The organism is Acidimicrobiia bacterium, from assembly GCA_035948415.1.
Classification (GTDB): domain Bacteria; phylum Actinomycetota; class Acidimicrobiia; order IMCC26256; family PALSA-555; genus PALSA-555.
The window spans coordinates 69,436-96,180 of sequence record DASZJD010000054.1 but is presented as its reverse complement, the minus strand read 5'-3'; the positions used below and the strand labels follow the sequence as shown (position 1 = coordinate 96,180).

Sequence of the window (26,745 nt, the reverse complement as noted above, 5' to 3'; positions counted from 1 at the left end):
GGCGTACCGTCGAGCGCCCCACACGGGCGAGGGGCGCGCGCCCGGCGGTGATGACCCGGCTTGCCCGGACCTACCCTGGCCCGATGGCCGCCCCCGCCCACTTCGAGGACGCCGACGTGCGGATCGACAAGATCGTGGTCGGACCGTTCGAGAACAACGTGTTCGTCGTGCGCGACAAGCGCACCGGCTCGGCCGTCCTCCTCGATGCCGCCAACGAGCACGAGCTGCTGCTCGACGTCGCGCGGGCCACCGGCGTTCGCCGGGTGCTGACCACGCACGGCCACTGGGACCACATCCAGGCGGTCACCGCCGTGCGCGACGCCGGGATCGACGTCGGCATCGCCGCCGCCGACGCCGCCATGCTGCCGGCGTACGACTTCGTGATCCCCGACGACGAGGTCTACCGCGTCGGCGACCTGCGCCTCCGGTCCGTCCACACGCCCGGCCACACGCCCGGGTCGACGTCGTTTCTCCTCGAGGGCAAGCCGATCGTCTTCACCGGGGACACGCTGTTCCCGGGCGGCCCCGGGAACACGTCGAGCCCCGGCGCCAGCTTCGACGAGATCCTCGGCTCGATCGACCGGCGCCTCTTCACCCTGCCGGCCGACCTGCTCGTCCTGCCCGGCCACGGGCTCGACACGACCGTCGGGGAGGAGCGCCCGCACCTCGAGGACTGGGCGCAGCGAGGCTGGTAAGCCGCCGGCGCGCGTCCGCGCCGGCGATCGCGAGCACCGAGAGGTCGTCACGAGGGGACGGGTGCCGCCCCCTCGGTCGACCGTGGCTCCCTAGGCCAGGTGGTTCTGCTTCAGGAACTGCCCCGCCACGGCGGCGGGGTCGAGCTTCTGGTTCTGGACCTCGAGGGTCAGCCGGCTGTAGGCCGCGGTGGTCAGCTTCGCCGACACCGCGTTCACGACCGCGAGGAGCGCGGAGGTGGCCTTGGCCTTCCGGACGAGGAACACCGGGTTGTCCGCCGGCTGCAGGCCCTTGTTGTCGGTCAGCAGGACGGCACCCTTCGGGAGCACGCTCGACCCGGTGAAGAGGAGCCCCACGTCGATGTCACCGTTGGAGAGCGCGCTCGTCGTGATGGGGCCGCCGGCGTCGAGCTTGCGGACCTCCTTGAATTGGAGCCCGTAGAGCCCCTGCTCGGTGCTCCCGAGGCAGAGCGGACGGGCCTGACACTCCTGGGGGCCGCCGAAGGTGAGCTTCGACGCCACCTTGGCGACGTCCGAGAGGGTCTTCAGGTGATACTTCTGGGCCGTCTTGGCCATGACGTAGAACCCGTTGACGTCCACGGCCGGGGCGGGCGTGCTCGCGACGATCCCGGTGCCCGCCAGCTTGGCGGTGAGCGCCTTGTACGTGCTCTGGGTGTTCCCGGTCGGCTGGCCGCCGAGGAAGGTCAGCAGGGTCCCCTGGTAGTCGCCGTAGGCGTCGATGTCGCCGTTCTTGAGCGCCGGGTAGACGATCTCGGTGGCGCCGAGGTTGTCCCGGAAGGTGATGCTGTAGCCCTTCTTCTGCAGCGCCTGGGCCCAGAGCTGGGAGATGACGGAGGCGCCCGAGAAGTTCTTGGCGCCGACCGTCAACGACCCGCCCGCGGCACCGGCGGAGACCGGTGTCCCGGCGACGATCCCGACCGCGGCGACGGCGGCGAGCAGCGCGGTGAGCGCGCGCGTTCGACGTGAGCTTCGTGCTGTCCGCATGGACGTCCCTTTCCCCCGTTTAGGAAGCGATGACTCTTGCACCCTGGTGGGGGGATGTCACGTCACCCCTGGCGAGCGGCGACCGGCGCGGGCGTCTTCACCAGGGTGGCCTCGATCTCGCGGGCGGTCTGGCCGCCGCCGACCCGCAGGCCCTGCGACACGAGGGCGCGCTGGAGCAGGCCGAGCCCGAGCTCGAGCGCGACCGCGAGCAGGGCCACGAACAGGCCCCCGACGAAGACCTGGGCGTCGTTCTGGGTGGCGAACCCGACCGAGATCAGCGTGCCGAGCCCCCCGCCGTCCACGTACGCGGCCAGCGTCGCGGTGGCGACGACCGCGACCACGGCCGTCCGGATGCCGGCCATGATCAACGGCAGGGCGATCGGGAGCTCGACCCGTCCGAGCACCTGACGCCCGCTCATCCCCATCCCGGCGGCCGCCTCGCGGACGTCGTCGTCGACGGAGGCCACGCCGACGTACGCGTTGGCGACGATCGGGGGGATCGCCAGCGCGACCATCGCCACGAAGGCCGGGATCGAGTGCACCGGCGACAGCAGCCCGCCGGGTCGCCCGATCCCGAACCACTGCACGCCGAGGATCAGGAGCCCGAGGGCGGGCAGGGCGCGACCGACGTTGGCGAGGTTCACCGCCAGGGCGCCCCCTCGCCGGAGATGCCCGAGCGCGACCCCGGCGGGGAGGGCGACGGCGATCGCCACGACGGTCGACACCGCGGTGAGCTGGAGGTGCTGGAGGGTGAGGTGCGGGATGCCGTCGTTGCCCTGCCAGTGGGCGCCGTCGCTGAGGAACGTCCACACGTCCCCGAAGAACCCGGCGGCGATGACGGGCGTCATCGCCTTGCCTTCCGCCGCCACGGCGTCGCCAGGCGCAGCACGCCGAGCAGGGCCAGGTCGGCCACCACGGCCAGGGCCAGCGACAGCACGATCCCGACCGTGAGCGGGGTTCGGAAGTCGCGGTTGAACCCGTCGAGGAGGAGCTGCCCGAGGCCACCCTGGCCGATGAGCGCGGTCACGGTGACGAGCCCGATCGTGGTCACCACGGCGATCCGGACGCCGGCGATGATCGCCGGCAGCGCCAGCGGCAGCTCGACTTGGAGCACGCGGCGGGTGGGCGAGTAGCCCATCCCTTCGGCGGCGTCGCGGATCTCGGGCGGCACCCCGTCGAGGCCGGTGACGATGTTCCGGACCAGGATCAGCAGCGTGTAGGCGGTGAGCGGGATCACCGCGGTCGTGGTCGACAGGCCGGTCAGCGGCAGCAGCAGCGCGAACGCGGCCAGCGATGGGACCGTATAGAGGATCCCGGTCACTCCGAGCACCGGCACGTACAAACGGCGGTAGCGCACACTGACGAGGGCGAGGGGCAGCGCGATCAGGAGGCCCAAGCCAACCGCGAGCGCGGTCAGCTCGACGTGCTGGGTCAGGCGGTCGCGGATCTCGCCCAGGTGGTTCGAGACCCACGGCCAATACAGCCACTTCGGCCCGATGTCTTGGCCCAGCAGGCGGGCCGCGAGCGTCGCCGGCACGGACCCGAGCACCGCGCGGATGCTACCGAGGCCGACCGAGCAGCTCCCGGTAGACGGCGCGCGTCCGGTCGATGCACCGGTCCCAGGTGAACCCGCCGGCCCGACGACGGCCGGCGGCGGCGAGCGCCTGGCGCGTGGCGTCGTCGTCGAGCAGCGACACCAGGGCGTCACGCCACGCCCCGACGTCGGTCGCGGACACGTACTGGGCCGCGTCGCCGGCGACCTCGTGCATGACGGGGACGTCCGAGCACAGGATGGCGGTCTCCTGGGCCATCGCCTCCAGCAGCGGGAGGCCGAAGCCCTCGTGGAGGCTCGGGAATGCCAGCAGCGACGCGCCGCGGTAGAGGGCCGCGAGCCTGGTGCCGCGCACCCGCCGGCTGATCGCGACCAGCCGCTCCCCCAGGGTCGAGTCCGCGGTGACTCGGGCTCCGCCTCGCCACCCCGACGGGCCGACGACGACCAGCCGGTGCGGGAGCCCGGCCTGGACCACGGCCGCGAACGCGTCGAGGAGCAGCGGGAGGTTCTTCCGCGGCTCGATCGTCCCGACCCACAGCACGTACGGCACCCCGTCGAGGCCGAGGGCAGCGCGCGCGGCGTCGACGGCCGGAGCGTCGGGCTGGGCCAGGTTGACCCCGTGGGGAACGACGCGGATCCGCTCGGCCCGGATCTTCGTGAGGCGGACGAGTTCGTCGGCGGCCGCGCGCGTCGGCGTGATCACGAGGTCGGCGCGGCGGGCCGCGGCGTCGAGGCCGCGGCGGTGGAACCACCGGCCGCGCCACGGGTACGTCTCCGGGAACAGGAGGGCGGCGGCGTCGTGGGCCGTCACGACGAGCGGCGCCCGCCCCGCTCGCGGCGGCACCGCCAGCGACGGCGCGTGGACGAGGTCGACGCCGCGGAGCTCGGCGTGCAGCAGGCTGAGCCGCGGCAGCCCGAGGAGGTTCCAGGTGTCGTAGAGCACCGGCCGGGGCAGCCACAGCGACACCGGGTCGATCGTGTCGAGCTCGAACCGGGCCAGCGCGTCGGCGATGCGTGTCCGCCGGTGGCGGGCTACGAACGCCACCACCTCGGTACGCTCGCCGTCGTCGGGATCTGGCCCCGGCAGCCGTCGTGCCAGCTCTGCCGCGTACCGGCCGATGCCGCCCGGGGGCGAATACAGCAACTGCTCGAGGTTGAGGGCGACGCGCATGCGGAAGATCCGGCTGTGCTCGATCCAACCCCACGCCGAGCGCGGCGGGTCGGATCAGGCGTTGCTGCGGATGCTGTGCAGCCTGCCACGGGACGAGTTCGAGTGCCACATGGTCGTCCCGAGCGAGCCGCCGCTGCGGAGCGAACTCGACGCCGCCGGCGTGTCCGTGCACGTCGTGCCCATGCGACGAATCTCCGGCAGCCATCGCCTCGTCGACTGGGTCGCGTACGCGCTGGCGTGGCCGCTGACGGTCGGACGGCTCGTGGCGCTGTTCCGCCGGATCGACGTCGACGTCGTGCACACGAACTCGTTCCATTCCTGGTACGGCTGGGCGGCGGCGGCGATCGCGCGCCGGCCGCACGTCTGGCACGGCCGCGAGATCGTGGTGCAGTCGCGGGCTGCGCTCGCCCTGGAGCGGTTCCTGATCGCCCGGTTCTCGGCTCGGGTCTTGTCGATGTCGCACGCCATCGCCGACCAGCTGCCCGGTGTCGACGTCACCGTCGTGCACGAGACGCCGGACCCCGGCGAGTTCCATCCCTCGCGCGCCGGGCACTTCCGAGCCCGAGTCGGCATCCCCGACGACGTCTTCCTCGTCGGCGCCGCCGGCCGCGTCGACACCTGGAAGGGCTTCGACGTGCTGCTCGACGCCTTCACCCTCGTACGCGCGGCGCGGGACGACGTCCAGCTGGTCATCGCCGGGGGGACGGTCCGGGGCAAGGAGGCGCTGCACACAGAGCTCGGGGCGCGCGCCGCCGAGACGACGGGGGCGCACTGGGTCGGCCCGCGCGACGACATTCCGGAGCTGCTCGCCGACGTCGACCTCTTCGTGCTCCCGTCGACCGAGCCCGAGCCGTACGGGCTCGTCCTCGTCGAGGCCCTGATGAGCGGGGTCCGCGTCGTCGCCACCGACGCCGGCGGCCCGCGGGAGATCCTCGACGACGCCCGGCCGGGCAGCGGCCACCTCGTGCCGGTCCGTGACGCGACCGCGATGGCGCGCACCATCGTCGCCGCCCTCGACGAGCAGCCGACGACGAGCACCGCTCACCGCGCCGCGCGTCAGCCGCGTCGCGCACCGGAGCCCGAGCGCTTCGCGGCCATCTTCCGGTCCGTCGTCGACGGCCGGACCGCGAGCGCGCGCGGACGTGTCGGGTAGCCTCCCCGAACCGCCCCGGAGGCTCACAGCATGATCCGGCTCGATTCCGTGACCAAGCGGTTCCCGAACGGGTTCGTCGCGGTGCACACGCTGTCGATCGAGGTCCGAGAGGGTGAGACCTGCGTGCTCATCGGGCCGTCCGGGTGCGGGAAGACGACGACGCTGAAGATGATCAACCGACTCATCGAACCGACGTCCGGTCACATCTACCTCGACGACGAGGACGTCACCCGGGCCGACCCGGTCGAGCTGCGGCGGCGCATGGGCTACGTCATCCAGCAGGTCGGGCTGTTCCCCCACCAGACGGTCGGCACGAACGTGGGGACGGTGCCGCGGCTGCTCGGCTGGAAGCACGACCGGATCGCTCGGCGGGTCGACGAGCTGCTGACGCTCGTCGGTCTCGACCCCGGGGACTTCCGGGATCGGTACCCGGCGCAGCTGTCGGGCGGGCAGCGCCAGCGGGTCGGCGTGGCTCGCGCCCTGGCCGCGGACCCGCCGGTGCTCCTCATGGACGAGCCGTTCGGCGCCATCGACCCCGTGACCCGGGTGCGGCTCCAAGACGAGTTCCTCGGGCTGCAGGCCGAGCTGCGCAAGACCGTCGTGTTCGTCACCCACGACATCGAAGAGGCGGTGAAGATGGGCGACCGCATCGCCATCCTCAACGTCGGCGGCATCCTGGCCCAGTACGACACGCCGGCGGAGGTGCTCGGCAGCCCCGCGACGCCGTTCGTCGCCGACTTCGTGGGCACCGACCGCGGCCTGAAGCGGCTCCGGGTCACCGCCATCGAGCCCACGGTGCTCGAGCACCCGCCGACACTCCTGCCCACCTCGTCGCTGGCCGAGGCTCGCGCCGCCATCGACCGGAGCGGCGGCGACTGGGTCGCGGTGGTCGACCCCGACGGCCGGCTGTTGGGCCACGTCCCGAAGGCGGACGCCGGCGGCGAGGGGCCGGTGGGCCCCCACGTCGAGCGGCTCGAGGCGTGGGTCGCCATCGACGCCCCCCTCGAGGAGGCGCTGTCGGCGATGCTGCTCACCGACGTGGGGTGGGTCGCGGTGCTCGACGGCGACCGGTTCCTCGGGGTCCTGACCCCCGAATCGGTCTACCGGACGCTGCGGCGCTCGCTCGACACCGCCGACGCGACCTCCACCCTGTCGGGCGCGACGTAACCTCGACCCGACCGGCCCCCCGACCATCCATCGCCCGCCCCCACCCGTGCCTCATCGCGCCTGGCGCCAGGAGCGCCGGCGCCCCCCCGCCGGTCCGGGCCGCCCCCGCGCCGGCCGGATCGGCTGTAGCCCCCGGCCCCCAACGAGATGAACGGAAGATGAACGAAAGGAGACCGCGATGCGAGACGCCTTGACGCGGCACCTGTACCTGGGCTCGGTCCGAGACGTGGACTGGGTCGCCGCCCACTTCGGGCACCGGTAGCCGTGCCCGCCCCCCAGCCGGTCCTGACCGAGCCCGAGGCCCGACGGATCGTCGGCGCCTGCGGGTTCGGGAGCCCGACGGCGGCGCCGAACGGCGCCGGCCGGATCGGGATCGAACTCGAGTGGCTCGCCGTCCGGATCGACGACCCCGAGCGCCCGGCCGCGTTCGACACCGTCCGGCACGCCGTCGAGGCGCTCGGTCGCCTGCCGGGTGCGAGCATCGTCAGCTTCGAGCCCGGCGGCCAGGTCGAGCTCAGCTCCCCGGCGCTTCCCGGCCTCGACGCCTGCGAACCGCTGCGTCGCGACTCCTTCGAGTTGGGGCGCGCCCTCGGCGAGGCCGGCGTGGCCCTCCTCGCGGTCGGCCTCGCCCCGGGGCCGGCGAGAGACCGGGTCCTGCGCACCCCCCGCTACGACGCCATGGAGGCCTACTTCGACGCCGACGGCGACGCCGGGCGCACCATGATGCGCAGCACCGCCGCCATCCAGGTGAACGTCGACCTCGGCCCGCCGGCGGAGGCCGAGCGCCGCTGGCGGCTGGCGCACGACCTCGGGCCGGTGCTCGCCGCCGCCTTCGCGAACTCCCCGCTAGCGCGGGGCGGGCCGACGGGCTGGCGCTCGACGCGCCTGGCGGTCTGGTTCGACGTCGACCCCGGGCGGAGCGCCCCGGTGGCGACCGCCGCGTCCGGCCCCCGCTCCTGGGCCGACTACGCGCTCGCGGCCCGGGTGATGCTGGTCCGCCGCTCCGAGCACGAGCACCGGGCCCTGCGCGAGTCGCTCGCCTTCTCGACCTGGATCGCCGGTGGGCACCCGCTCGGATGGCCCACCGCCGACGACCTCGAGTACCACCTGACGACCCTGTTCCCGCCCGTGCGCCCGCGCCGCTGGCTGGAGCTGCGGATGATCGACGCGCTCCCGGACCCGTGGTGGCGGGTCGCCATCGGCGTGTCGGCGCTCCTGCTCGCCGGGCCCGAGCTCGGGGACCGCGTGGCCGCCGCGACGGCGTCGGTCCGGGGCCGCTGGCGGGACGCGGCCCGACACGGGCTCGCCGACCCCGGGCTGCGCGACGCGGCCGCCGTCTGCTTCGAGGCCAGCGCCGAGGCGCTCGCCGCAAGCGGCGCCGACCAGGCCACCCTCGACGCCACCGCCGAGTTCGTGGACCGCTTCGTCGCGCGGGGCCGCTGCCCGGCGGACGACCTCCTCGACGCGTGGGCGCGCGACGGGACCCTCGTGCCCGAGCCCGACGGCGGCGTCGCATGGACGTGAAGGCACGGGCCGCGGCGCAGCTGGAGCACGCACGAGACCGCACCCGGTCGCTGCTGGCCCCGATCGACGACGACGACCTGGCCCGCCAGGTCTCGCCGCTGATGTCGCCGCTGTGCTGGGACCTCGCCCACATCGGGCACTACGAGGAGCTGTGGCTGCTGCGGACGCTGGTCGGCGGCTCGCCCACCGACCCCCGGTACGACGACCTCTACGACGCCTTCCAGCACCCGCGTCGCGAGCGGGCCACCCTGCCGATCCTGGACCCCGCCGGCGCGCGCGCCTACGTCGACGACGTCCGGAGCCGGGTGCTCGACGCCCTGCCCGACGTCGACTTCGACGACGGCCCGCTCCGCCGGGACGGGTTCGTCTACGGCATGGTGATCCAGCACGAGCACCAGCACCAGGAGACGATGCTCGCCACCATCGCGCTCCTCGACCGCCCGTACACCGAGGCCGCGGCGGCCGAGCACCTCGACGATGCGCCCGGGCGCGGGCGGGGGTCGGACGACGCCGAGGTGAGCCTGCCCGCTGGGACCGTCCGCCTCGGGACCGACACCGAGGCGTGGGCCTACGACAACGAGCGCCCGGCGCACCTCGTCGACGTGGCCCCGTTCCAGATCGACGTCACGCCGGTGACGACCCGGGGCTACCGCGCCTTCGTCGACGGCGGCGGCTACGACGACGAGCGGCTCTGGTCGGCGGCCGGGTGGGCCTGGCGCCAGGAATCGGGCCTCGCGCACCCCCTCGGCTGGCGCCGGGAGGGCGAGGGATCGTGGAGCCTGCGCCGCTTCGGCCGCCAGATCGAGCTGCCGCCCGACGAGCCGGTGCAGCACGTGTGCTGGCACGAGGCCGACGCGTTCGCCCGATGGGCGGGCAAGCGTCTCCCGACCGAGGCCGAATGGGAGTACGCGGCCTCGTGGACGGGCGACGGCACGAAGCGGCGCTACCCGTGGGGCGACGAGGACCCCACCCCCGCGCGCGCCTGCCTCGGGCGCCGCGGCCTCGGCCCGGCGGCGGTCGGCGCCCACCCCGCCGGGGCGAGCCCGCACGGCGCCCTGGCGATGGTCGGCCACGTCTGGGAGTGGACGGCCTCGACCTTCGACGGCTACCCGGGCTTCGCCGCCTTCCCCTACCGCGAGTACTCCGAGGTCTTCTTCGGCGACGAGTACCGCGTCCTGCGGGGCGGCTCGTGGGCCACGCACCCGACCGCGTGTCGGGCCACGTTCCGCAACTGGGACTACCCGATCCGCCGCCAGATCTTCTGCGGCTTCCGCTGCGCGCGCGACGCCTGATGTGCCGCCACCTCGCCTACCTCGGCCCGCCGATCCGCCTCGGCCGCCTGCTCGTCGACGAGCCGCACTCGCTCATCGAGCAGGCCCGCCGCCCGCGGCTGCAGACCAGCGGGTCGGCGAACCCCGACGGCTTCGGCGTGGCCTGGTACTCGCCCGACCACCCCGAGCCCCGCCGCTACCGCACCGCCACCCCGATCTGGAACGACCCGCAGCTGTCGGAACTGGCCGAGGTGGAAGCGACCGCGTTCGTCGCTGCGGTGCGGCTGGCCTCCCCCGGCTCGCCCGTCGACACGACCGGCAACGCGCCCTTCGTCGCCGAGCGGTACGCGTGGTCGCTGAACGGCGTCGTCGACGGCTGGCACGCCGGGGTCGGCGACGGGCTGCGCGGGCGGGTCTCACGCCGGCGCGCGACGGGGATCGAGGGCGTCACCGACAGCGAGACCCTGTTCGCGCTCGCGCTCGACGTCCTCGACGCCGGCGCCTCGCCGGAGGACGCGCTGGCCACGGTGGTGGCGACGGTCGGCGCCCGCGCCACCGGACGCTTGAACGTGCTGCTGACCGACGGCCGCGCCCTCGCCGCGAGCGCCTACGGCAACTCGCTGTTCACGCTTGAGGGGGACCAGTCGGTCGTGGTCGCCTCTGAGCCCCTCGACGACGACCAGCGCTGGACCCCCGTCCCCGACCGCAGCCTCGTCGGCGCCGACGCGGGCGGTGCCGCCGTCCGCGCCCGGCTCTGACCCCGGCCCGAGACCTCCCGACTGCGAGGACCCCATGGTGACCACCGACGCCGCCCCCGTGCGCGTGGACGTGCACGTGACGCCCGCCACCCTCGCCGAGGCGCTGGCGGCTGACGTCCGCGCCGGCCTGAGCGCGGCACCGAAGGAGCTCCCGCCGAAGTGGTTCTACGACGACCGCGGCTCCGAGCTCTTCGACGCGATCACGCGCCTCCCCGAGTACTACCCGACCCGGGCCGAGCGCGCCGTCCTGGCCGCTCGGGCCGCCGACGTCGCCCGCGAGACGGGTGCGGACACCCTCGTCGAGCTCGGGTCGGGGACGTCGGACAAGACCCGTCTGCTCCTCGACGCGCTCGCCGAGGCGGGCACGCTGCGCCGCTTCGCCCCGTTCGACGTCAGCGAGGCGACCCTCCGCGGCGCGGCGACTGCGATCTCCCGCGAGTACGGGATCCCGGTGCACGCCGTCGTCGGCGACTTCGAGCACCACCTCGGCCGGCTGCCCGGCGGGGGGCGGCGCCTCGTCGCCTTCCTGGGCGGCACCATCGGCAATCTGGCGCCGGCGCCACGCGCCGCGTTCCTCGCCGAGCTGGCGGCGGGCCTCGGCCCCGACGACGCCCTCCTGCTCGGCACCGACCTGGTGAAGGAGCCGCGCCGGCTGCAGGCCGCCTACGACGACCGCGCCGGCGTCACCGCCGCGTTCAACCGCAACGTGCTGCGGGTGGTGAACCGCGCCCTCGACGCCGACTTCGTGCCCGAGCGCTTCGAGCACGTCGCGGTGTGGGAGCCCGAGCCGGCGTGGATCGAGATGCGCTTGCGCGCCCGAGAGGCGCACGCCGTGCGCGTCGCGGGGATCGGACTCGCCGTCGACTTCGAGGCCGGGGAGGAGCTGCGGACGGAGATCAGCGCCAAGTTCACACGTCCAGGCGTCGAGGCGGAGCTCGACGCCGCCGGGCTCACCCTCCGTCGGTGGTGGACGGACCCGGCGGGTGACTTCGGGGTCTCGCTCGCCACGCCGTCGTGACCATCCTCCCGGCGGCCGACGTCGGCGCGGCGTGGCGCGCCGCGCTCGCCGACCACGAGGTCGTCCCGCTGGACGCCGCCGGTTGCGCCTGCCCCTCGCGCGCGGTGCTCGACGCCACCGTGGCTCATCTCCGACGCGAGGCCGCGGTCGGCGGCTACGCGGCTGAGGCCGAGGCGGCGGCGCCGCTCGCCCGGGCCCGGGCGCGGCTCGGCGACCTCGTGGCGGTGGCCGCCGACGCGGTGGCGCTGAGCGCCAACGCGACGGTCGCCTTCGCGACGCTGGTCGCAGCGTGGCCGCTGCCGCCGTCGGCGCGGATCGCCATCTTCGGCGGCGAGTACGAGAGCAACCGGCTGGCGCTGCGGGCCCTCGCGGCGCGCCGCGGCTACGAGCTGGTGCCGCTCCCCGCGGACGCGGACGGGCGCCTGTGCCTCGAGGGGCTCGACCGGTGCCTGCGCGACGTCGACCTCGTCACCTTCCCGGTCGTCGCCAGCCACCGCGGCACCGTGCAGCCCGCCGCCGAGGCCGTCGCGCTCGCCCACCGCGCCGGCGTCCCGGTGCTCCTCGACGTCGCGCAGGCCGCGGGCCAGGTGCCGCTGACCGGGGTCGGGGCCGACGGGTACGTGGGCACGGCCCGGAAGTGGCTGCGGGGCCCGCGCGGCACCGGCTGGCTCGCCGCCGGCCCCGCCGTCGCCCCCGCCCTCACGCCCGAGGCGCCGAGCCTGGCCGGGGCCGGCGGCGGCGTGGCGGGCCTGGCCACGAGCGAATCGTCGGTCGCGGCCCGGGTGGGCCTGGCCGTGGCGCTCGACGAGCTCGCCGCCGCCGGGGTCGATGCGGTGACGGGCCGGGTGGCCGCGCTCGGCGCCCTGGCCCGGGCCCGCCTCGACGGGATCGGGGGCTGGCGGGTCCAGGAGCCGGTCGAGGAGCCCTCGGGGATCGTCACGCTCGCCCACCCCCGCCAGGACCCGGTGGCGGTGGCGGTGGCGCTCCTCGGCCAGGGCCTCGCCACGACGGCGATCCCGGTGGCGCGAGCGCCCGCGGCGCTCGGCGCCCCGGTCCTGCGGGTGTCGCTCCACGCCTACTGCGACGCCGACGACCTCGGCCGCCTGGAGTTTTCACTACGGCGATAGTGAGAATATGCTGGCGCGATGAGCGCCGCTCCGGCGGCGGCGAGGGCCGCCCTCGACGTGGAGGACCTGCACGTGGCCGTGGACGGCCACGAGATCCTGCGCGGCGTCTCCCTCTCGGTCGGGCCCGGCGAGCTGCACGCCCTCATGGGCCCGAACGGCTCCGGCAAGTCGACGCTGGCCAAGACCCTGCTCGCCGACCCCGGCTACCAGGTGACCGGGGGCCGGATCCGCCTCGCCGGCGAGGACATCACCGCCCTCCCGACCGCGGAGCGGGCGGCCCGGGGACTGTTCCTCGGCTTCCAGCACCCCGAGGCGATCCCGGGGGTCAGCGTCCTGAACTTCCTGCGCCAGGCGATGGCGGCCCGCAAGGGCATCGACGACCTGTCGGTGCTCGAGGTGCGCATGGCGCTCCTCGACTGGACGAAGCGCCTCGGGACCGACGACCGGTTCGTGCATCGCTACCTCAACGACGGGTTCTCGGGCGGCGAGCGGAAGCGCAACGAGATCCTCCAGATGGCGCTCCTCGAGCCCGACGTGGCCGTGCTCGACGAGACCGATTCCGGCCTCGACATCGACGCGCTGCGCGTCGTCGCCGACGGCATCACCGCGGTGCGGGCGGCGCGGCCGTCGCTCGGCGTCCTCCTCATCACCCACTACCGGCGCATCCTCGAGCACCTGACCCCCGACCGGGTCCACATCCTGCTGCAGGGCCGTGTCGTCGCGTCCGGCGGCCCCGAGGTCGCCGACCGGGTCGAGCACGAGGGCTTCGACGGCTTCCGCCGCGAGGTCGAGGTCCCAGCGTGAGGTGGCGGCGATGACCTTCGACGTCGCTCGGGTCCAGGCCGACTTCCCGATCCTGAAGCGCCAGGTGCACGGGAAGCGCCTCGTGTACCTGGACTCGGCGTCGAGCTCGCAGAAGCCCGTGAGCGTGCTCGACGCCATGGACCGCCTCTACCGCGAGTCGTACGCGAACGTCCACCGCGGCGTGTACTCGATCGCCGAGGAAGCGACCGCCGCGTTCGAGGGCGCCCGTTCCCGGGTCGCCCGGTTCCTGCACGCCGCCACGCCGTCGGAGATCGTCTTCACCCGCAATGTCACCGAGGCCATCAACCTCGTCGCCCACTCGTGGGCGCGCGCCAACCTGCACCCGGGCGACGCCATCGTGCTCACCGAGCTCGAGCACCACGCCAACGTCGTGCCCTGGCACATCCTCGCCGCCGAGCGGGACATCGAGCTGCGGTGGGTCCCGGTCAACGCGGAGTTCCGTCTCGACACCTCGGAGCTCGACCGACTCCTCGACGGGGCCAAGCTCTTCGCCTTCTCGGCGGCGTCGAACGTCCTCGGCACCATGAACGACGTCCCCGCGCTCGCCGAGGCCGCGCACGCCGCCGGCGCGCTGGCGCTGGTCGACGCGGCCCAGTACGCGCCGCACCGCCGCCTCGACCTCGAGGCGTGGGGCGCGGACTTCGTCGGCATCACCGGGCACAAGATGCTCGGGCCGACCGCGATCGGCGCCTTGTGGGCCCGCGCCGAGCTGCTCGACGCCATGCCGCCGTTCCTCGGGGGCGGCGAGATGATCAGCGACGTGCGCAAGGACGGGTTCACCCCGAACGAGGTCCCGTGGAAGTTCGAGGCCGGCACGATGCCGATCGCCGAGGCCGTCGGGCTCGGCGCCGCCATCGACTACCTCGAGGGCATCGGGATGGAGGCCGTCGCCGAGCACGAGGTCGCGCTCACGCGCTACGCCCTCCGGGCCCTCGAGGACCGCTTCGGTGACCGCCTGGCCATCTACGGGCCGCGCGACGTCGAGCAGCGCGGGGCCACGATCTCGTTCCTGTTCGAAGGCATCCACGCCCACGACATCTCGCAGGTCGTCGACGAGCACGGGGTCTGCGTCCGGGCCGGCCACCACTGCGCGAAGCCGCTCATGCGCGTCCTCGGCGTCCCCGCCACGACGCGGGCGTCGTTCTACGTGTACAACGACGAGGCCGACGTCGACGTCCTCGTCGACGCGCTCGCCGCGGCCGAACGCTTCTTCGCGATCTAGGAGCTTCGGACATGGCCGGCCTCGAAGACCTGTACCGGGAGATCATCCTCGACCACTACCGCGCGCCGCGGAACCGGGGCGAGCTCCCGGTGCCGCCGGCCCGCAAGGTGGAGGGCTTCAACCCGCTGTGCGGGGACGAGGTCGTGCTCTACCTCGACGTCGACGACGGCGTGGTGCGCGACGTGCGGACCGGCGGGCAGGGCTGCTCGATCAGCCAGGCGTCGACGTCGATGATGAGCGCCGCCGTGCGCGGCCAGCCGATCGACGACGCCCGACACCTCATCCGCGCCTTCAAGGCCCTGATGTCGATCCACGAGTCCAAGCTGGAGGGCGACGGCGACGGCGACGAGCCCGCGCTCGAGGGCGTCCGGCTCGGCGACCTCGAGGCGCTCCAGGGGGTCGTGAAGTTCCCCGTCCGCATCAAGTGCGCCACCCTGGCCTGGAACACCCTCGAGCAGGGCCTCGACGAGGCCGCGACCGCCCCCGCCTGAGGCGGCCGCGGCTCACGGACCCGGACCTGGCCGCGCCGTGCCCCCCACCGGGTGCCGCGTTCCTGCCATCCTGGCGCCCGTTGCATCCTGGGTGCACAGGGCCTGTGCCGCCGCCTGGGAGCCGCGCGACCCCCGGAGCAGCCGATGCCGACCCCGTTCCCCATCCAGATCCGCCGCCACCGGAACGAGCGGTTGCGGGAGGCCGGCCTCTCCGAGCCGGCCCGAGGAACGACGAAGGCGTCCCACCACCGCGTCCACGACACCCTGGCGGTCGAGGTCCACTCCCTGTGGGAGACGTGCATGGCCCTCGGGGACACCATCGACCGGCTGGAGCGACGGATCACGAGGCTCGAGGCCCGGCTCCGCGGCATGGGCCGCTAGGCCCGGGGTCGGCCGCCGATTCGGACATTCCGGTCCACGCGGCCCCGGAACCGCGGGGGTGGCGCCGGTCACAGCGTTCATCGGGGTGTCACGGGCATGAAACGAGCGGGCGCTAGGTTGCTCCCGTCAGCAACCGCGGGAGGTGAGATGGAGGACCAGGAGCTCAGGGACCAGTTCACGGCCCTGATCGACGACGCCATCGAGAGTTATCGGGGCCGCGACCTCATCGCCGCCTCCGAGGTCACCGACTTGCTTCTCGACCTGCGACTCATGCTCCTCGCCGCTGACGCGCCAGCCCCGTCGGCCAACTGACGACCAGGCCCGGCCTGCCCGCAACGCCGGACGCTGCCTAGGCTTCCCAGCGATGGCGGAGCCGCCGGAGCATCCCGAGGAACCGAACCCGACCGGCGACTCGGCGCGCGACCCGGACGGGTGGCTGCGCCCGTCGCAACGGCGCCCGCGGCCGGGCCCCCGATCGATCGGCGCGACCGGCGCGACGCCGGACAACGAGCCGCCCGCGGCGGCGGAGCCGCGCGTGCGACGACCGCGGATCCTCGCCCGACGACCCGGCGCCCGCGATCGGATCACCCCGCCGGCGGCCGCACCCGAGGCCCCCGACGACGCGACCGAAGCCGTGGTCGATGCGGGCGCGGCACCGGCCGTCGACGACCCGTCGGAACCCACCGCCACCGGCGACATCGACGGCGCCGCTGCGAGCCGGACCTGGGCGCGGCGCGCCCGCCGCCGTCACGCCCGCCGACGGCGGCGCCGGGCCCTCGCCGGGGTCGGCGCGCTGGTGCTCCTCGCCGGCGCCGCCGCGGGTGCGGTGCTCGCCTCGGGCGGCGGCGCGGCCAAGGCCGCGCACCGCGTGCGGCTGGCGCCACCGACGACGACCACCACCGCCAGCGCGTCCCCGCTGGCGCTGATCGCCACCACGCGGGTCTCCTCGCTGCCGGTCTACGACCAGCCGAACGGCAAGGTGGTCCAGACCCTGTCCGCGAAGACCGACTACCTCCTGCCGCGCACGCTGCTGGCCAGCAAGGTCCAGATCGGCTGGCTCCAGGTGCTGCTGCCGCTCCAGCCGAACGACAGCGAGGGCTGGGTCCGCGCCAGCGACGTGACGACGAGCACCACCGACTACGCGATCCAGATCTCGTTGAGCCAGCACCACCTGTGGCTGCGGAAGGCCGGCACGCCGGTCGTCGACTCCGCCACGGTCATCGGCACCCCGAAGACCCCGACGCCGACGGGCGTCTTCTACGTGACCGACCCCGTCGACCTGACCGCGCAGCCGAACGGACCGTACGGCGCCTTCGCGATCGGCTTGTCCGGGTACTCGAACGTGCTCGGCAGCTTCGACGGCGGCCCGCCGCAGATCGCGGTGCACGGGACGCCGTACCCGAACCAGGTCGGTCAGGACCTCTCGAACGGGTGCGTGCGCGTCCCGAGCCCGGTGGCCGTCCAGATCGCCCGGCTCGTCCCGCTCGGGACGCCGGTCGTCATCCAGGCGTAGCGCCCGGGCCGGCGCGGCTTCAGGCGAGGAAGTCGCGGGTCAGGGCGGCGAGCTCGTCGGGCCGCTCGACGACGAGCCAGTGGGCGGCCCCCTCCACCACCGCCAGCCGGGCGTCGGGGATCTCGCGGGCGAGCGTCTCGGCGTGGGCGAGCGGGACGAGGCCGTCGTGCGCCCCGGCGACGACGAGGGTCGGGGCGGTGATCCGGCGCAGCCGACCTCGGAGCTTCGGGTCGTGGAGGTAGGGGTCCCAGCCCAGGCGCGCGGTCGCGCCGAGGGCCTTCCAGATCGGGAGGACGAGCTCGATCGGGATCTCGACCCGCTTGCCGACGTCCCCGGTGAACTCCTCCATCTGGTGCATCGCCGCCGCGACCGGGTGCGACTGGTCGACGAACAGCATGGCCGCCAGCTCGCCCGGCGAGCGCCCGAAGAGCTCGGCGACCGGGGCCTCGGGCAGGTACAGGCCGACCGGGTTCACGACCACGAGCCGGCTCACCCGCTCCGGGTAGCGCACGGCGAGCTCGAGGGCCATCCAGCCGCCGATCGAGCTGCCGAGCACGTTCGGGGACCGCAGCCCCAAGAGCTCCCACAGGTCCAGGAGGTGGAAGACGGCGTCGTCCATCCCGTCGATCTCCTCGATCCCCTCCGACTCGCCGAACCCGGGGAAGATCGGGGCGACGACCTCGAACCGCTCGGACAGGTCCTCGAGCAGGGGCAGGCCCTGGGCCTCGCCGCCGGTGGAGTGGAGGTAGACGAGCGGCGGTCCGCTGCCGCCGCGGAACACCTGGATCTTGCCGAGCGGCGCCGCGACGAACTCCTCGCGCAGCGGGGCCATCACGCCGCCGCCGCCGCCCGTCGGTAGACCGGCGCGCCGGGCGGGAACTCGCGCTCGAGCGCCGGCTTCACGTCGCGGGCGAAGAGCTCGAGGTTCCGCCGGGTCAGGTCGCCGGGGAGGCTCCCGAGCTGGAACAGGCCGAGCAGGTTGCCGGTCCCGAGCGCCGACAGGGACTCGACGAGCTGCTCCGTGACGGTCTCGGGTGACCCGACGATCGCGTACCGGCCCTCCACGATCTCGTCCCAGTCGGTGACGTTCAGCATGAACGTGCCCGCGCCCTTCAAGATGTTGGCGAGCGAGCGCGCCGACGTGTACCCGGGCGGCTGGATGGTGATGCCCGGGAGGAGGCGCCGCACGAAGTACCAGAGGTGCTCCTCGTACTCGCGGCGGGCCTGGGCGTCGGACTCGGCCACGTAGATGGGGACGAGCCAGCCGGCCTGGAGCGGGTCGGCCTCGTAGCCCTCGGCGGCGCAGGCGTCGCGGAACATCTGGAACGTGCGCTTGAACACGTCGAGGTGGAAGTAGGGGATGCCCATGTACGCGTAGCGGCGACGGGCGACGAACTCCATCGTCTCGACCGACCCGGCCCCCGGGATCCAGATCTCGGGGTGGGGCTGCTGGATCGGGCGTGGCCACGGGTTGACGTACCGGATCCGGAAGTGCTTGCCGATCCACTCGAACGGGCCGGGCGTCGTCCACGCCTTCAGGATCAGGTCGTGGGCCTCCTGGAAGCGCTCCCGGGCGTAGGCCGGGTTCACCGAGAACGAGTAGTACTCGGGGCCGCCGCCGACGACCATGCCCGCGATGAGCCGACCGCCGCTGATGCAGTCGATCATGGCGAACTCCTCGGCGACGCGGGTCGGCGGGTCGTAGAGCGGCAGGGCGTTGCCGACCACCGCCACCTTCATCCGCGTGGTGAGTCGGGCCAGGATCGCGGCCATGAGGTTGGGCGACGGCATCAAGCCGTAGGCGTTCTGGTGGTGCTCGTTCACGCAGACGCCGTCGAAGCCGAGCTCCTCGGCGTACAGGAGCTCGTCGAGGTAGCGGTTGTACAGCCGGCCGCCGTTCTCCGGGTCGAACAAGGAGTTCGGGCACGTGACCCACGCCGGGCCCTCGTAGGCGGGGTCGAGACCTTGGTACGGCATGAGGTGGAACGAGAAGAACCGCACGCGACGCGCCTTCCTGTCGGTGCGCTCACCATAATGTCCGCGCCGGAGGCCGGCATCGGCCGGGGCGCGCGCGACGCGCCGCCGGTACGATGCCGACGCCGTGCTGCGCCGGATCCTGCCTCGTCGTGTGGCGGTGAGCCTGGGCGTGGCGTGCGTGTTCGTCGGCGGCGTCGTGCTCGCGGGCGCCCTGCTGCGGCACCGCGACGCATCCCACCCGGTTCACCGGTCGCCGAGCGCGGGGCCGTCGGTCTCGGGGACGTCGAGTCGGTGACCGAGCCGACGACGCTGCTCGACGGGCGGGCGTTCCTCGAGGGCCCTCGCTGGCACGACGGCGCCCTCTGGGTCTCCGACATGCACGCCCAGGAGGTGCTGCGCGTCACCCTCGACGGCGCGGCCGAGGTCGTGGCCCGGGTGCCCGGCGACCCGTCCGGGCTCGGATGGCGGCCCGACGGCACGCTGCTGGTGGTCTCGATGCGTGACCGCCAGGTCCTGGCGGTGCAGCCGTCAGGTGCGATCGCGACCGCGGCCGACTGCTCCGCCCTCGCGCCGCACGAGATCAACGACCTGGTCGTCGACCGGCGCGGGCACGCCTTCGTCAGCCAGTTCGGCTTCGACTTCCACGGGGGCGCGCCCTACCGGACCTCGCCGCTGCTGCGCGTCGACCCGGACGGGACGGTCACGGCGGCGAGCGGCGGGCTCCGGATGGCGAACGGGCTGGTCGTCACCGCCGACGGCGGCACCCTCGTCGTCGCCGAGAGCACGGGCAAGGACCTCGTCGCCTTCGACCTCGGGGCCGACGGCGGGCTGTCGAACCCGCGGGTGTGGGCCGAGCTCCCCGACTACCCGGACGGCATCTGCATCGACGCCGAGGACGGCGTGTGGATCGCGTCCCCCGTCGGCGACCGCTTCGTGCGGGTCCTCGAGGGCGGCGAGGTCACCGACGTGGTCGAGGTCCCCGGTCGCCACGCCATCGCGTGCGCGCTCGGCGGCGACGACGGACACACGCTGTTCTGCTGCACCGCCCCGACCCACGGGCAGCCCGAGCCGTCGCGCGCCGCCCGCGGCGCCCGCGTCGAGGTCGTCACGGTCTCCGTCCCCCGCTGAGCGACGTGGCGCCGCCGCGCTCAGAACCCGGGCTCGGCGAAGGGGTCGACCGGCTCCGGCGCCCCGATCGCCAGCTCGTCGACGCCGAGCTCGGCGGCCAGACCCTCGTAGCCGACCGCCTCGAGCCGGTCGGCCAGCTCCGGTCCGCCGCTCGTCACCACCCGGCCGGCCAGGAGCACGTGAACCCGGTCCGGCCGCAGCACCTGGAGCAGCCGGGCGTAGTGCGTGATCGCCAGCACCCCGACCTGGGCCTCGCGCGTCAGCCCGGCGACCCGACGGGCGAGGTCGGACAGGGCATCCACGTCGAGGCCGGAATCCAGCTCGTCGAGGATCGCGATCCGCGGTCGCAGCACGGCCAGCTGCAGCGTCTCCATGCGCTTCTGCTCCCCGCCCGAGAACTCGTCGTTCACGCCGCGCTCGAGGAACTCGTCGGGCACGGCGAGGCGGGTCGCTTCCCGCCGGACCGCCGCCTCCACCGGCCGCGAGTCTTGGCCTCGGGCTTGGACCGCGGCGCCGAGCAGGGCGCCGACGGGCACGCCGGGCACCGCCACCGGGTACTGCATGGCGAGGAAGAGGCCGAGCTCGGCTCGTCGCCACGTCGGCAGGCCCAGCAGCTCGGTGCCGTCGAGGGCGACCGACCCGGCGGTGACCTCGTAGTCGGGTCGTCCCATCAGCACGTGCGCGAGCGTGGACTTCCCCGACCCGTTCGGGCCCATGAGCGCGTGGACCTCACCGGCGGCGACCTCGAGGTCCACGCCGCGGAGCACCTCGACGCCGTCGACCGACGCCCGCAACCCCGCGACGACGAGGCGGCTCGTCACGGCAGCTCCAAATAGACGTCGTCCCCGTCGACGCGCACGCCGTACACGGGGACCGGCTTCGTCGCCGGCAGCGTCTGCGGCTCGCCGGTCAGGAGCGAGAAGGTCGAGCCGTGCTTCGGGCACTCGATCTCCCGCTCCTCCTCCCACACGTCCCCCTCGCTGAGCGAGTAGTCGGCGTGGGAGCAGGTGTCGTCGATCGCGTACCAGTCGTCGGGCGCGCCCGGCGTCAGGGCGGGGAGGCGCACGACGGCGACGCAGTGGCCGTCGACGTCGACGCGGTGGGCGGTGCCCGGCTTGACGTCGGTGACGGCGCACGCCCGCACCTCAGCCACGGAGCTTCCCGACCTTGCGCTCGACGGTGCGCCGCAGCGCCTTCGCCAGCGTCGGGACCGGCAGCCGGGCGAGGACGTCGTCGAAGAACCCGAGGACGATGAGCTGCTCGGCGTCCTCGGGCGGGATGCCGCGCGTCTCGAGGTAGTAGCGCTGGTCGTCGTCGATGGGCCCGACCGCGCTGGCGTGCGAGCACCGCACGTCGTTGGCCTCGATCTCGAGGTTGGGGATCGACTCGGCGCTGGCGCCCTCGGTGAGCACGAGGTTCCGGTTGGTCTGGTACGCGCTCGAGTGCTGGGCCTCGGCCCGCAGCCGCACCAGCCCCGAGTAGACGGACCGGGCCTGGTCCTCCACCGCGCCCTTGAAGAGCAGGTCGCTGCGGCTGTGGGGGGCGGCGTGGTCCTGCAGGGTCCGGAAGTCGAGGACCTGGCCGCCGTCACCGAAGTACACCGCGACGAGGTCGCTCTCGCCGCCCTGACCGGTGATCAGCGACTCGGTCCGCATCCGGGCGTAGTCCCCGCCGAGCGCCACCGCCGACGATCGCAGCGAGGCGTCCCGGCTGACGTGGGCCCGCTGGAGGCCGACCTGCCACGTGGCGGGGCCGTGCTCCTGGACCGACACGTAGCGCACCCGGGCCCCGTCGCCGACGATGAGCTCGATGACCATGTCGCAGAGGTGCGGCTCGCCGTGGGCCGCGAACCGGTCCACGACCGTCACCTCCGCGCCCTCGCCGACGATGACGAGCGTATGCGGGAAGCTCGCGAGCCCGTCGCCGCCGGACCGGTGCTCGAAGAAGAGGGGCTCGTCGACGACGACACCGGCCGGGATCCGCGCGTAGGCCCCGCCGACCACGAAGGCGTCGTGCAGGGTCGTGAACGCGTCGGGCGAGGCGTCGGAGCAGGTCCCGAACCAGTCCGCAGCCTCGGCGTCGTCGACGTCGCGCAGGTCGCCGACCACGACGCCCTTGCTCGCCAGCCCGGCGTCGAGCAGCGGGACGTCGAGCGACCGCGCCGCGACGCCGCGGGGCTGGAACCGGTCGAGGTCGAACTCGTCGATCCGCGAGTAGCGCCAGATCTCGTCCGCTGCCGACGGCCACGCCACGTCGGCCAGGCGCTCGGCCGCCGCGACCCGCCGGCTCACCAACCAGTCGTGACCTTCAAGCGCCCGGGCCGTGTCGGGCGTGAACCCGGGCACTACCCGACGGCGCCTTCCATGTTGAGCTCGATCAGCCGGGTCAGCTCGACCGCGTACTCCATCGGCAGCGTCTTCGTCACCGGCTCGATGAAGCCGTTCACCACCATCGCGGTCGCCTGCTGCTCGGTCAGCCCTCGGCTCATCAGGTAGAAGAGCTGGTCGTCGCCGACCTTCGACACGGTCGCCTCGTGGCCGATGCGGGCGTCCTTCTCCCCGATCTCCATCGTCGGGTAGGTGTCCGACCGGCTGTTCTCGTCGAGGATCAGGGCGTCGCACCGGACGTGGCTCTTCACGTGGTGCGCACCCTCGTCGACCTTCACGAGGCCGCGGTAGGTCGTGCGACCACCGTCCTTCGAGATGGACTTCGACTCGATGATCGACGTCGTCTCCGGCGCCGCGTGGGTCATCTTGGCCCCCGCGTCCTGGTGCTGGCCCGGACCCGCGTAGGCGACCGAGAGCACCTCGCCGTGCGCCTTCGGCCCCACCATGACGACGGCGGGGTACTTCATCGTGAGCTTCGAGCCCAGGTTGCCGTCGATCCACTCGACCGTGGATTCGGCCTCGGCCCGAGCCCGCTTCGTGACGAGGTTGTAGACGTTCGGCGACCAGTTCTGGATCGTCGTATAGCGGATGCGCGCGCCGGGCTTGGCGATCAGCTCGACGACCGCGGAGTGCAGCGAGTCGCTCGTGTAGATCGGCGCCGAGCACCCCTCGACGTAGTGAACCGACGCGCCTTCCTCGGCGATGATCATCGTCCGCTCGAACTGCCCCGCGTTCTCAGCGTTGATCCGGAAGTACGCCTGGAGCGGCATCTCGACGTGCACGCCGGCGGGGACGTACACGAAGCTGCCGCCGCTCCACACCGAGGAGTTGAGGGCCGCGAACTTGTTGTCGCCCGGGGGGATGACGGTCCCGAGGTAGCGCTGCACGATCTCGGGGTACTCGCGCACGGCGGTGTCCATGTCGGTGAACAGGACCCCGATGCGCGCCAGCTCCTCGCGGTTGCGGTGGTACACCGCCTCGCTGTCGTACTGCGCCGTGACCCCGGCGAGGAACTTCCGCTCCGCCTCGGGGATCCCCAGCTTCTCGTACGTCGCCTTCATCTCCTCCGGGAGCATGTCCCACTCGGACACCTGCCCCTCGGTGGGCTTCAGGTAGTAGTAGATGTCGTCGAAGTCCATGCTCGGCATGTTCTGGGCGAACCAGGCCAGCATCGGCTTGCGCTCGAAGCGCTTCAGCGCGTTGAGCCGGAACTTCGTCATCCACTCCGGCTCCGACTTCTGGAACGAGATCTCCCGGACGATGTCCTCGTTCAGGCCCTTCTTCGGCGTGAAGACGTAGCCGTCCGTGCTGTCGGCCCAGCCGAGCTGGTACTTCCCGAGATCGATGCCGCGTACGGCCATCCGACGGGCTCCCATCGTTGGGGGCGTTCAGCGCCGGTGAGGCGCCGGCGCCGAATTTCCACTACGCCGATAGTAACAATCCCCCCGGCCCCAAACAATCCTGGGCCCTTTGCCCTTCCCTCGGCCCCGGAATCCCGCAGCTCTCGGCCCCAAGGGGGGCCGGGCCCCGGGCCCGGGTCAGCGCGAGAGGGCCTGGTTGGCCTGGGCGACGTCCCGCTGGGCCGTGGCGATGTGGCTCTGGTAGCCGGCCAGGTCGCCGCTCTTCAGCGCGGCGTCGGCGCTGGCGAACTCCTGGGCGGCGGCGTTCAGCAGCTGCTGCACGGTGGCGTTCGGCGTCGGCGTGGTCGGGGTCGAGGGCGTGGCCGGGGACGTGGGCGTGATCCCGTTGAAGAGGTCGTTGAGCGCGGCGTTGACCGTGCTCTCGAAGACCGGGTTCTTGCCCTGGGTGAAGACGACCACGAACCGGAACTGCGGGTACCCCTGCCCCGACTGCTGCACGAAGACCGGCTGGACGTAGACGAGCGAGTTGCCGACCGGGATGATCTGGATGTTGCCCTTGACGATCGCCGAGCCGCCCTGGCTGAGGAGCGTGAACTCGCGCGAGAGGTTGGTGTCGCTCTGGATGTTGTTCGCCACCTGCACCGGCCCGAAGACGTTGGCGCCCTGCGGCATCACGAACGCCTGCAGCTTCCCGTAGCTCCCGGGGTCTGACTTGGCGGTCATGAACGAGACCAGCCGGGTCTGCTGGTTGTTCTGCGAGACCGGCACGAAGGGCTGCAGGATCAGGAAGTTCTCGCGGGTGTCCCCCGGCAACCGGATATAGAGGTAGTAGGGCTCCTGCCGCGGCGTCGTCGCCGTGATCTCCGGCGCCCGCTGGGTCCCGCGGGCCGTCGTCGCGGTCACGGTCGAGCCGAGCACGGCGTTCGGGTCGGGGGACAGCAGCCACCGCTCGGTGCCGGCGTAGAAGGAGCTCGTGTTCGTCACGTGGTACTTCGAGTACACGCTGGACTGGAGCTGGAACAGGTTCTCCGGGTACCGGAGGTGGTCCCGGAGGGTCGACGACATCTTCGAGCCGTCGGTGAACAGCCCCGGGAACGCCTGCCGGTAGGCCCTGACGACGGGGTCCTTGTTGTCGACCACGTAGAAGTGCACCGTCCCGTCGTAGGCGTCGACGGTCGTCTTCACGGAGTTGCGGACGTAGTTCGTGCTCCCCGAGAGCCCGCCCTCGCCGTTGGAGACCTGCGCGTACGGGTACTGGTCGGTCGTCGTGTAGGTGTCGATGACCCAGGTGATGTGGCCGTTCAGGACGACGGGGTACGGGTCCGAGTCGAAGTGGAGGAACGGGGCCAGCTTCTGGACCCGGCTCGTGATGTCGCGGATCATGAGCAGCTTCGAGCCGCCGGTCACCTGCCCCGAGATCAGGGGGTTCAGGTCCCCGAAGCGCAGCGCGAAGGCGGCCCGCTTGAAGATGTTCGAGAGGCGGATGCCGTCCTTCCCGGAGTAACGCGTCATGGCGTTCGTGTTGTTGGCCCGGGCGTAGTTGAACTCGTCCTGCTTGGCGTCGACGATCGTGTAGCCGCTGAGGTTCTGCCCGAAGTACACCTGCGCGCCGTGGTCCGTGAGCGGGATCCCCTGCGAGTTCGGTGGGATGTCGCGGAGGAGGAACACCGGGTCCCCGCTCTGCGCGGCCTGGTTGGTCGGCGACACGATCGCGGCGTAGCCATGCGTGTACACGAGGTGCTCGTTCACCCAGGACTGGCTCGGCAGGCTGCTGCTGTTCAGGTCCCGGGCCCCGATCAGGACCTGGGTCTCCTGCCCGTTGATGTTGTACCGGTCGATGTTGACGTTGTTGATGGTGTAGTAGGGCTGCAGGCCCTGGAGGGTCTGGTAGGTCGAGCGGATGACCGCCGGGTCCCAGAGGCGCGCGTTGTCGATCGTGGGGCGGTTGGTGTCAACGACGGTGGGATCCAGGTTCGGCGTGTAGCTGAAGCTCTGCACGCCGACGTCCTGCAGGTTGAAGGCGGCTCGGGTGGCGCCGATGTTGCGCCCGATGTACGGACGCTCCTGGGCCAGCTCGTTCGGCTTGACCTTGAAGTTCTGGATGGCCGCCGGGTAGATCGTGCCGACCACGATCGAGACGAACCCCCAGAGCCCGACCGCGATCACGGGGAGCACCCAGCCCCGCCGAAAGATGTTCCAGAGGAAGAGGCCGGCGGCGACGATCGAGATGAAGATCAGGAGGTTGTAGGCCGGGAGCTGCGCCTTCACGTCGGTGTAGCCGGCGCCGTCCACGACGCCGCGGGACGAGAGCGTGAGCCCGAAGCGCGAGAAGTAGTACTGGCCCGTCTTCACGAGCGCCATAACGGCGAGGATCACCGAGAGGTGCACCTTCACCTGGGGCGTCACGCGCTGCAGCGGGCTCTGGAACCGGATACCGCCGTTCAGGTAGTGGGCGACCGCGGTCACGAGCAGGACGATGACGAGACCCGCGAACAGCCAGTCGAGGATGAAGTGGATGAACGGCAGCTGGAACACGTAGAAGCCGACGTCGCGGTGGAACTGGGGGTCCCGGACCCCGAAGTCGACGCGGTGGGTGAAGAGGATCCAGTTCCGCCACTGCGACGACACGCCGATCCCGGCGATGAGGGCGAAGAACGCCGCCACGCCGACCCGGATCCGGCCCTGGTACCGGGCCGTGACCTGCTGGTACCGGTTGACGAGCTCGTCCTCGGGGCTGGCCGGCCCCATCGCCCGGACCTTCGGGGCCAGCCGGTCCGCGATCAGCAGGCTGGCCAGCATGATCACGAAGAAGATGGCCGTGAACACCACGGCGGGAACGACCTTGGCGGCGAGGAGCCGGCCCCAGGTCCCGCCCTGGCCGACCGAGTGGAACCACAGGTAGTCGGTGTAGAAGCCGGCCAGCCCGCGCAGGCTGAACAGCAGGATGACCAGGATCACGACCAGGGCGATGATCCATGCGCGCAGGCGGAACGAGCGCCGCTCCGTGGTCGGGACCCGCATC

The 26,745-nt window shown here is 72.9% G+C and carries 27 protein-coding genes; 16 read left to right on the top strand and 11 right to left on the bottom strand.

The window, feature by feature from the left end:
• Positions 1-83: 83 nt before the first annotated feature.
• Positions 84-695: an MBL fold metallo-hydrolase gene (locus tag VG869_07605; protein ID HEV3451055.1), complete on the top strand. Its 612-nt coding sequence runs from the start codon at positions 84-86 to the stop codon at positions 693-695.
• A 90-nt stretch (positions 696-785) separates the two neighbouring features.
• Here the strand turns inward: VG869_07605 and VG869_07600 are convergent, their stop codons facing one another.
• From VG869_07600 to VG869_07585, 4 genes are all read right to left on the bottom strand, one after another.
• A complete protein-coding gene (locus VG869_07600) occupies positions 786-1,697 on the bottom strand; it encodes an ABC transporter substrate-binding protein (GenBank protein ID HEV3451054.1) in 912 nt (303 codons plus the stop codon).
• A gap of 62 nt (positions 1,698-1,759) precedes the next feature.
• Positions 1,760-2,545, bottom strand: coding sequence for an ABC transporter permease (locus VG869_07595; GenBank protein ID HEV3451053.1), 786 nt, complete (start codon positions 2,543-2,545; stop codon positions 1,760-1,762).
• Complete coding sequence (locus VG869_07590) at positions 2,542-3,246, bottom strand: ABC transporter permease (protein ID HEV3451052.1); 705 nt, start codon at positions 3,244-3,246, stop codon at positions 2,542-2,544. Before VG869_07590 ends, VG869_07595 begins: the two co-directional genes overlap by 4 nt.
• 10 nt (positions 3,247-3,256) lie before the next feature.
• Positions 3,257-4,420: a glycosyltransferase family 1 protein gene (locus VG869_07585; protein HEV3451051.1), complete on the bottom strand. Its 1,164-nt coding sequence runs from the start codon at positions 4,418-4,420 to the stop codon at positions 3,257-3,259.
• On the opposite strand from VG869_07585, the gene VG869_07580 reads away from it, so the two are divergent.
• The 13 genes from VG869_07580 to VG869_07520 all read left to right on the top strand — a co-directional run bounded on the left by VG869_07580 (position 4,419) and on the right by VG869_07520 (position 16,870).
• On the top strand, positions 4,419-5,573 hold the full coding sequence (locus tag VG869_07580) for a glycosyltransferase (protein ID HEV3451050.1): 1,155 nt from the start codon (positions 4,419-4,421) through the stop codon (positions 5,571-5,573). The two genes, VG869_07585 and VG869_07580, sit on opposite strands and share 2 nt — an antisense overlap.
• 30 nt (positions 5,574-5,603) lie before the next feature.
• On the top strand, positions 5,604-6,740 hold the full coding sequence (locus tag VG869_07575; GenBank protein ID HEV3451049.1) for a betaine/proline/choline family ABC transporter ATP-binding protein: 1,137 nt from the start codon (positions 5,604-5,606) through the stop codon (positions 6,738-6,740).
• 264 nt (positions 6,741-7,004) lie between these two features.
• Positions 7,005-8,264, top strand: a complete 1,260-nt coding sequence (egtA, locus tag VG869_07570) for an ergothioneine biosynthesis glutamate--cysteine ligase EgtA (protein ID HEV3451048.1) — start codon at positions 7,005-7,007, stop codon at positions 8,262-8,264.
• Complete coding sequence (egtB, locus tag VG869_07565) at positions 8,255-9,556, top strand: ergothioneine biosynthesis protein EgtB (protein HEV3451047.1); 1,302 nt, start codon at positions 8,255-8,257, stop codon at positions 9,554-9,556. The genes egtA and egtB overlap by 10 nt, the downstream gene beginning before the upstream one ends.
• A complete protein-coding gene (gene egtC, locus VG869_07560) occupies positions 9,556-10,293 on the top strand; it encodes an ergothioneine biosynthesis protein EgtC (GenBank protein ID HEV3451046.1) in 738 nt (245 codons plus the stop codon). Before egtB ends, egtC begins: the two co-directional genes overlap by 1 nt.
• A 103-nt stretch (positions 10,294-10,396) precedes the next feature.
• Positions 10,397-11,311: an L-histidine N(alpha)-methyltransferase gene (egtD, locus tag VG869_07555; protein HEV3451045.1), complete on the top strand. Its 915-nt coding sequence runs from the start codon at positions 10,397-10,399 to the stop codon at positions 11,309-11,311.
• Complete coding sequence (locus VG869_07550; GenBank protein ID HEV3451044.1) at positions 11,308-12,438, top strand: aminotransferase class V-fold PLP-dependent enzyme; 1,131 nt, start codon at positions 11,308-11,310, stop codon at positions 12,436-12,438. Before egtD ends, VG869_07550 begins: the two co-directional genes overlap by 4 nt.
• An 18-nt stretch (positions 12,439-12,456) precedes the next feature.
• Positions 12,457-13,242, top strand: a complete 786-nt coding sequence (gene sufC, locus VG869_07545) for a Fe-S cluster assembly ATPase SufC (GenBank protein ID HEV3451043.1) — start codon at positions 12,457-12,459, stop codon at positions 13,240-13,242.
• Positions 13,243-13,252: 10 nt separating this feature from the next.
• On the top strand, positions 13,253-14,485 hold the full coding sequence (locus VG869_07540) for a SufS family cysteine desulfurase (GenBank protein HEV3451042.1): 1,233 nt from the start codon (positions 13,253-13,255) through the stop codon (positions 14,483-14,485).
• Between the two features lie 11 nt (positions 14,486-14,496).
• Positions 14,497-14,976 (top strand): SUF system NifU family Fe-S cluster assembly protein, encoded by a 480-nt coding sequence (locus tag VG869_07535; GenBank protein HEV3451041.1) that lies wholly within the window; start codon positions 14,497-14,499, stop codon positions 14,974-14,976.
• Between the two features lie 144 nt (positions 14,977-15,120).
• Positions 15,121-15,357, top strand: coding sequence for a hypothetical protein (locus tag VG869_07530; protein HEV3451040.1), 237 nt, complete (start codon positions 15,121-15,123; stop codon positions 15,355-15,357).
• 147 nt (positions 15,358-15,504) lie between these two features.
• Positions 15,505-15,669, top strand: coding sequence for a hypothetical protein (locus tag VG869_07525; protein ID HEV3451039.1), 165 nt, complete (start codon positions 15,505-15,507; stop codon positions 15,667-15,669).
• A gap of 52 nt (positions 15,670-15,721) precedes the next feature.
• Positions 15,722-16,870 carry a L,D-transpeptidase gene (locus tag VG869_07520; GenBank protein HEV3451038.1) on the top strand — a complete coding sequence of 383 codons (1,149 nt, stop codon included), beginning with the start codon at positions 15,722-15,724 and terminating at the stop codon, positions 16,868-16,870.
• 19 nt (positions 16,871-16,889) lie between these two features.
• On the opposite strand, the gene VG869_07515 is transcribed toward VG869_07520, so the two are convergent.
• Both VG869_07515 and VG869_07510 read right to left on the bottom strand, forming a co-directional pair.
• A complete protein-coding gene (locus VG869_07515) occupies positions 16,890-17,702 on the bottom strand; it encodes an alpha/beta hydrolase (GenBank protein ID HEV3451037.1) in 813 nt (270 codons plus the stop codon).
• Positions 17,702-18,871: an LLM class flavin-dependent oxidoreductase gene (locus VG869_07510; protein HEV3451036.1), complete on the bottom strand. Its 1,170-nt coding sequence runs from the start codon at positions 18,869-18,871 to the stop codon at positions 17,702-17,704. Before VG869_07510 ends, VG869_07515 begins: the two co-directional genes overlap by 1 nt.
• A gap of 100 nt (positions 18,872-18,971) precedes the next feature.
• Here VG869_07510 and VG869_07505 point away from each other — a divergent pair, with 100 nt between their 5' ends.
• Positions 18,972-19,142: a hypothetical protein gene (locus tag VG869_07505; protein HEV3451035.1), complete on the top strand. Its 171-nt coding sequence runs from the start codon at positions 18,972-18,974 to the stop codon at positions 19,140-19,142.
• Positions 19,139-19,975: an SMP-30/gluconolactonase/LRE family protein gene (locus VG869_07500; GenBank protein HEV3451034.1), complete on the top strand. Its 837-nt coding sequence runs from the start codon at positions 19,139-19,141 to the stop codon at positions 19,973-19,975. Before VG869_07505 ends, VG869_07500 begins: the two co-directional genes overlap by 4 nt.
• A 20-nt stretch (positions 19,976-19,995) precedes the next feature.
• On the opposite strand, the gene sufC (VG869_07495) is transcribed toward VG869_07500, so the two are convergent.
• From sufC (VG869_07495) to VG869_07475, 5 genes are all read right to left on the bottom strand, one after another.
• Complete coding sequence (sufC, locus tag VG869_07495) at positions 19,996-20,796, bottom strand: Fe-S cluster assembly ATPase SufC (protein HEV3451033.1); 801 nt, start codon at positions 20,794-20,796, stop codon at positions 19,996-19,998.
• The gene (locus tag VG869_07490; protein ID HEV3451032.1) at positions 20,793-21,128 is read right to left on the bottom strand and encodes a non-heme iron oxygenase ferredoxin subunit; all 336 of its coding nucleotides are present in this window, start codon (positions 21,126-21,128) and stop codon (positions 20,793-20,795) included. The genes sufC (VG869_07495) and VG869_07490 overlap by 4 nt, the downstream gene beginning before the upstream one ends.
• The gene (gene sufD, locus VG869_07485) at positions 21,121-22,266 is read right to left on the bottom strand and encodes a Fe-S cluster assembly protein SufD (GenBank protein HEV3451031.1); all 1,146 of its coding nucleotides are present in this window, start codon (positions 22,264-22,266) and stop codon (positions 21,121-21,123) included. The genes VG869_07490 and sufD overlap by 8 nt, the downstream gene beginning before the upstream one ends.
• Before the next feature lie 53 nt (positions 22,267-22,319).
• Positions 22,320-23,738: a Fe-S cluster assembly protein SufB gene (sufB, locus tag VG869_07480; protein HEV3451030.1), complete on the bottom strand. Its 1,419-nt coding sequence runs from the start codon at positions 23,736-23,738 to the stop codon at positions 22,320-22,322.
• Positions 23,739-23,900: 162 nt separating this feature from the next.
• Positions 23,901-26,744 (bottom strand): UPF0182 family protein, encoded by a 2,844-nt coding sequence (locus VG869_07475; GenBank protein HEV3451029.1) that lies wholly within the window; start codon positions 26,742-26,744, stop codon positions 23,901-23,903.
• Position 26,745: the final 1 nt, after the last annotated feature.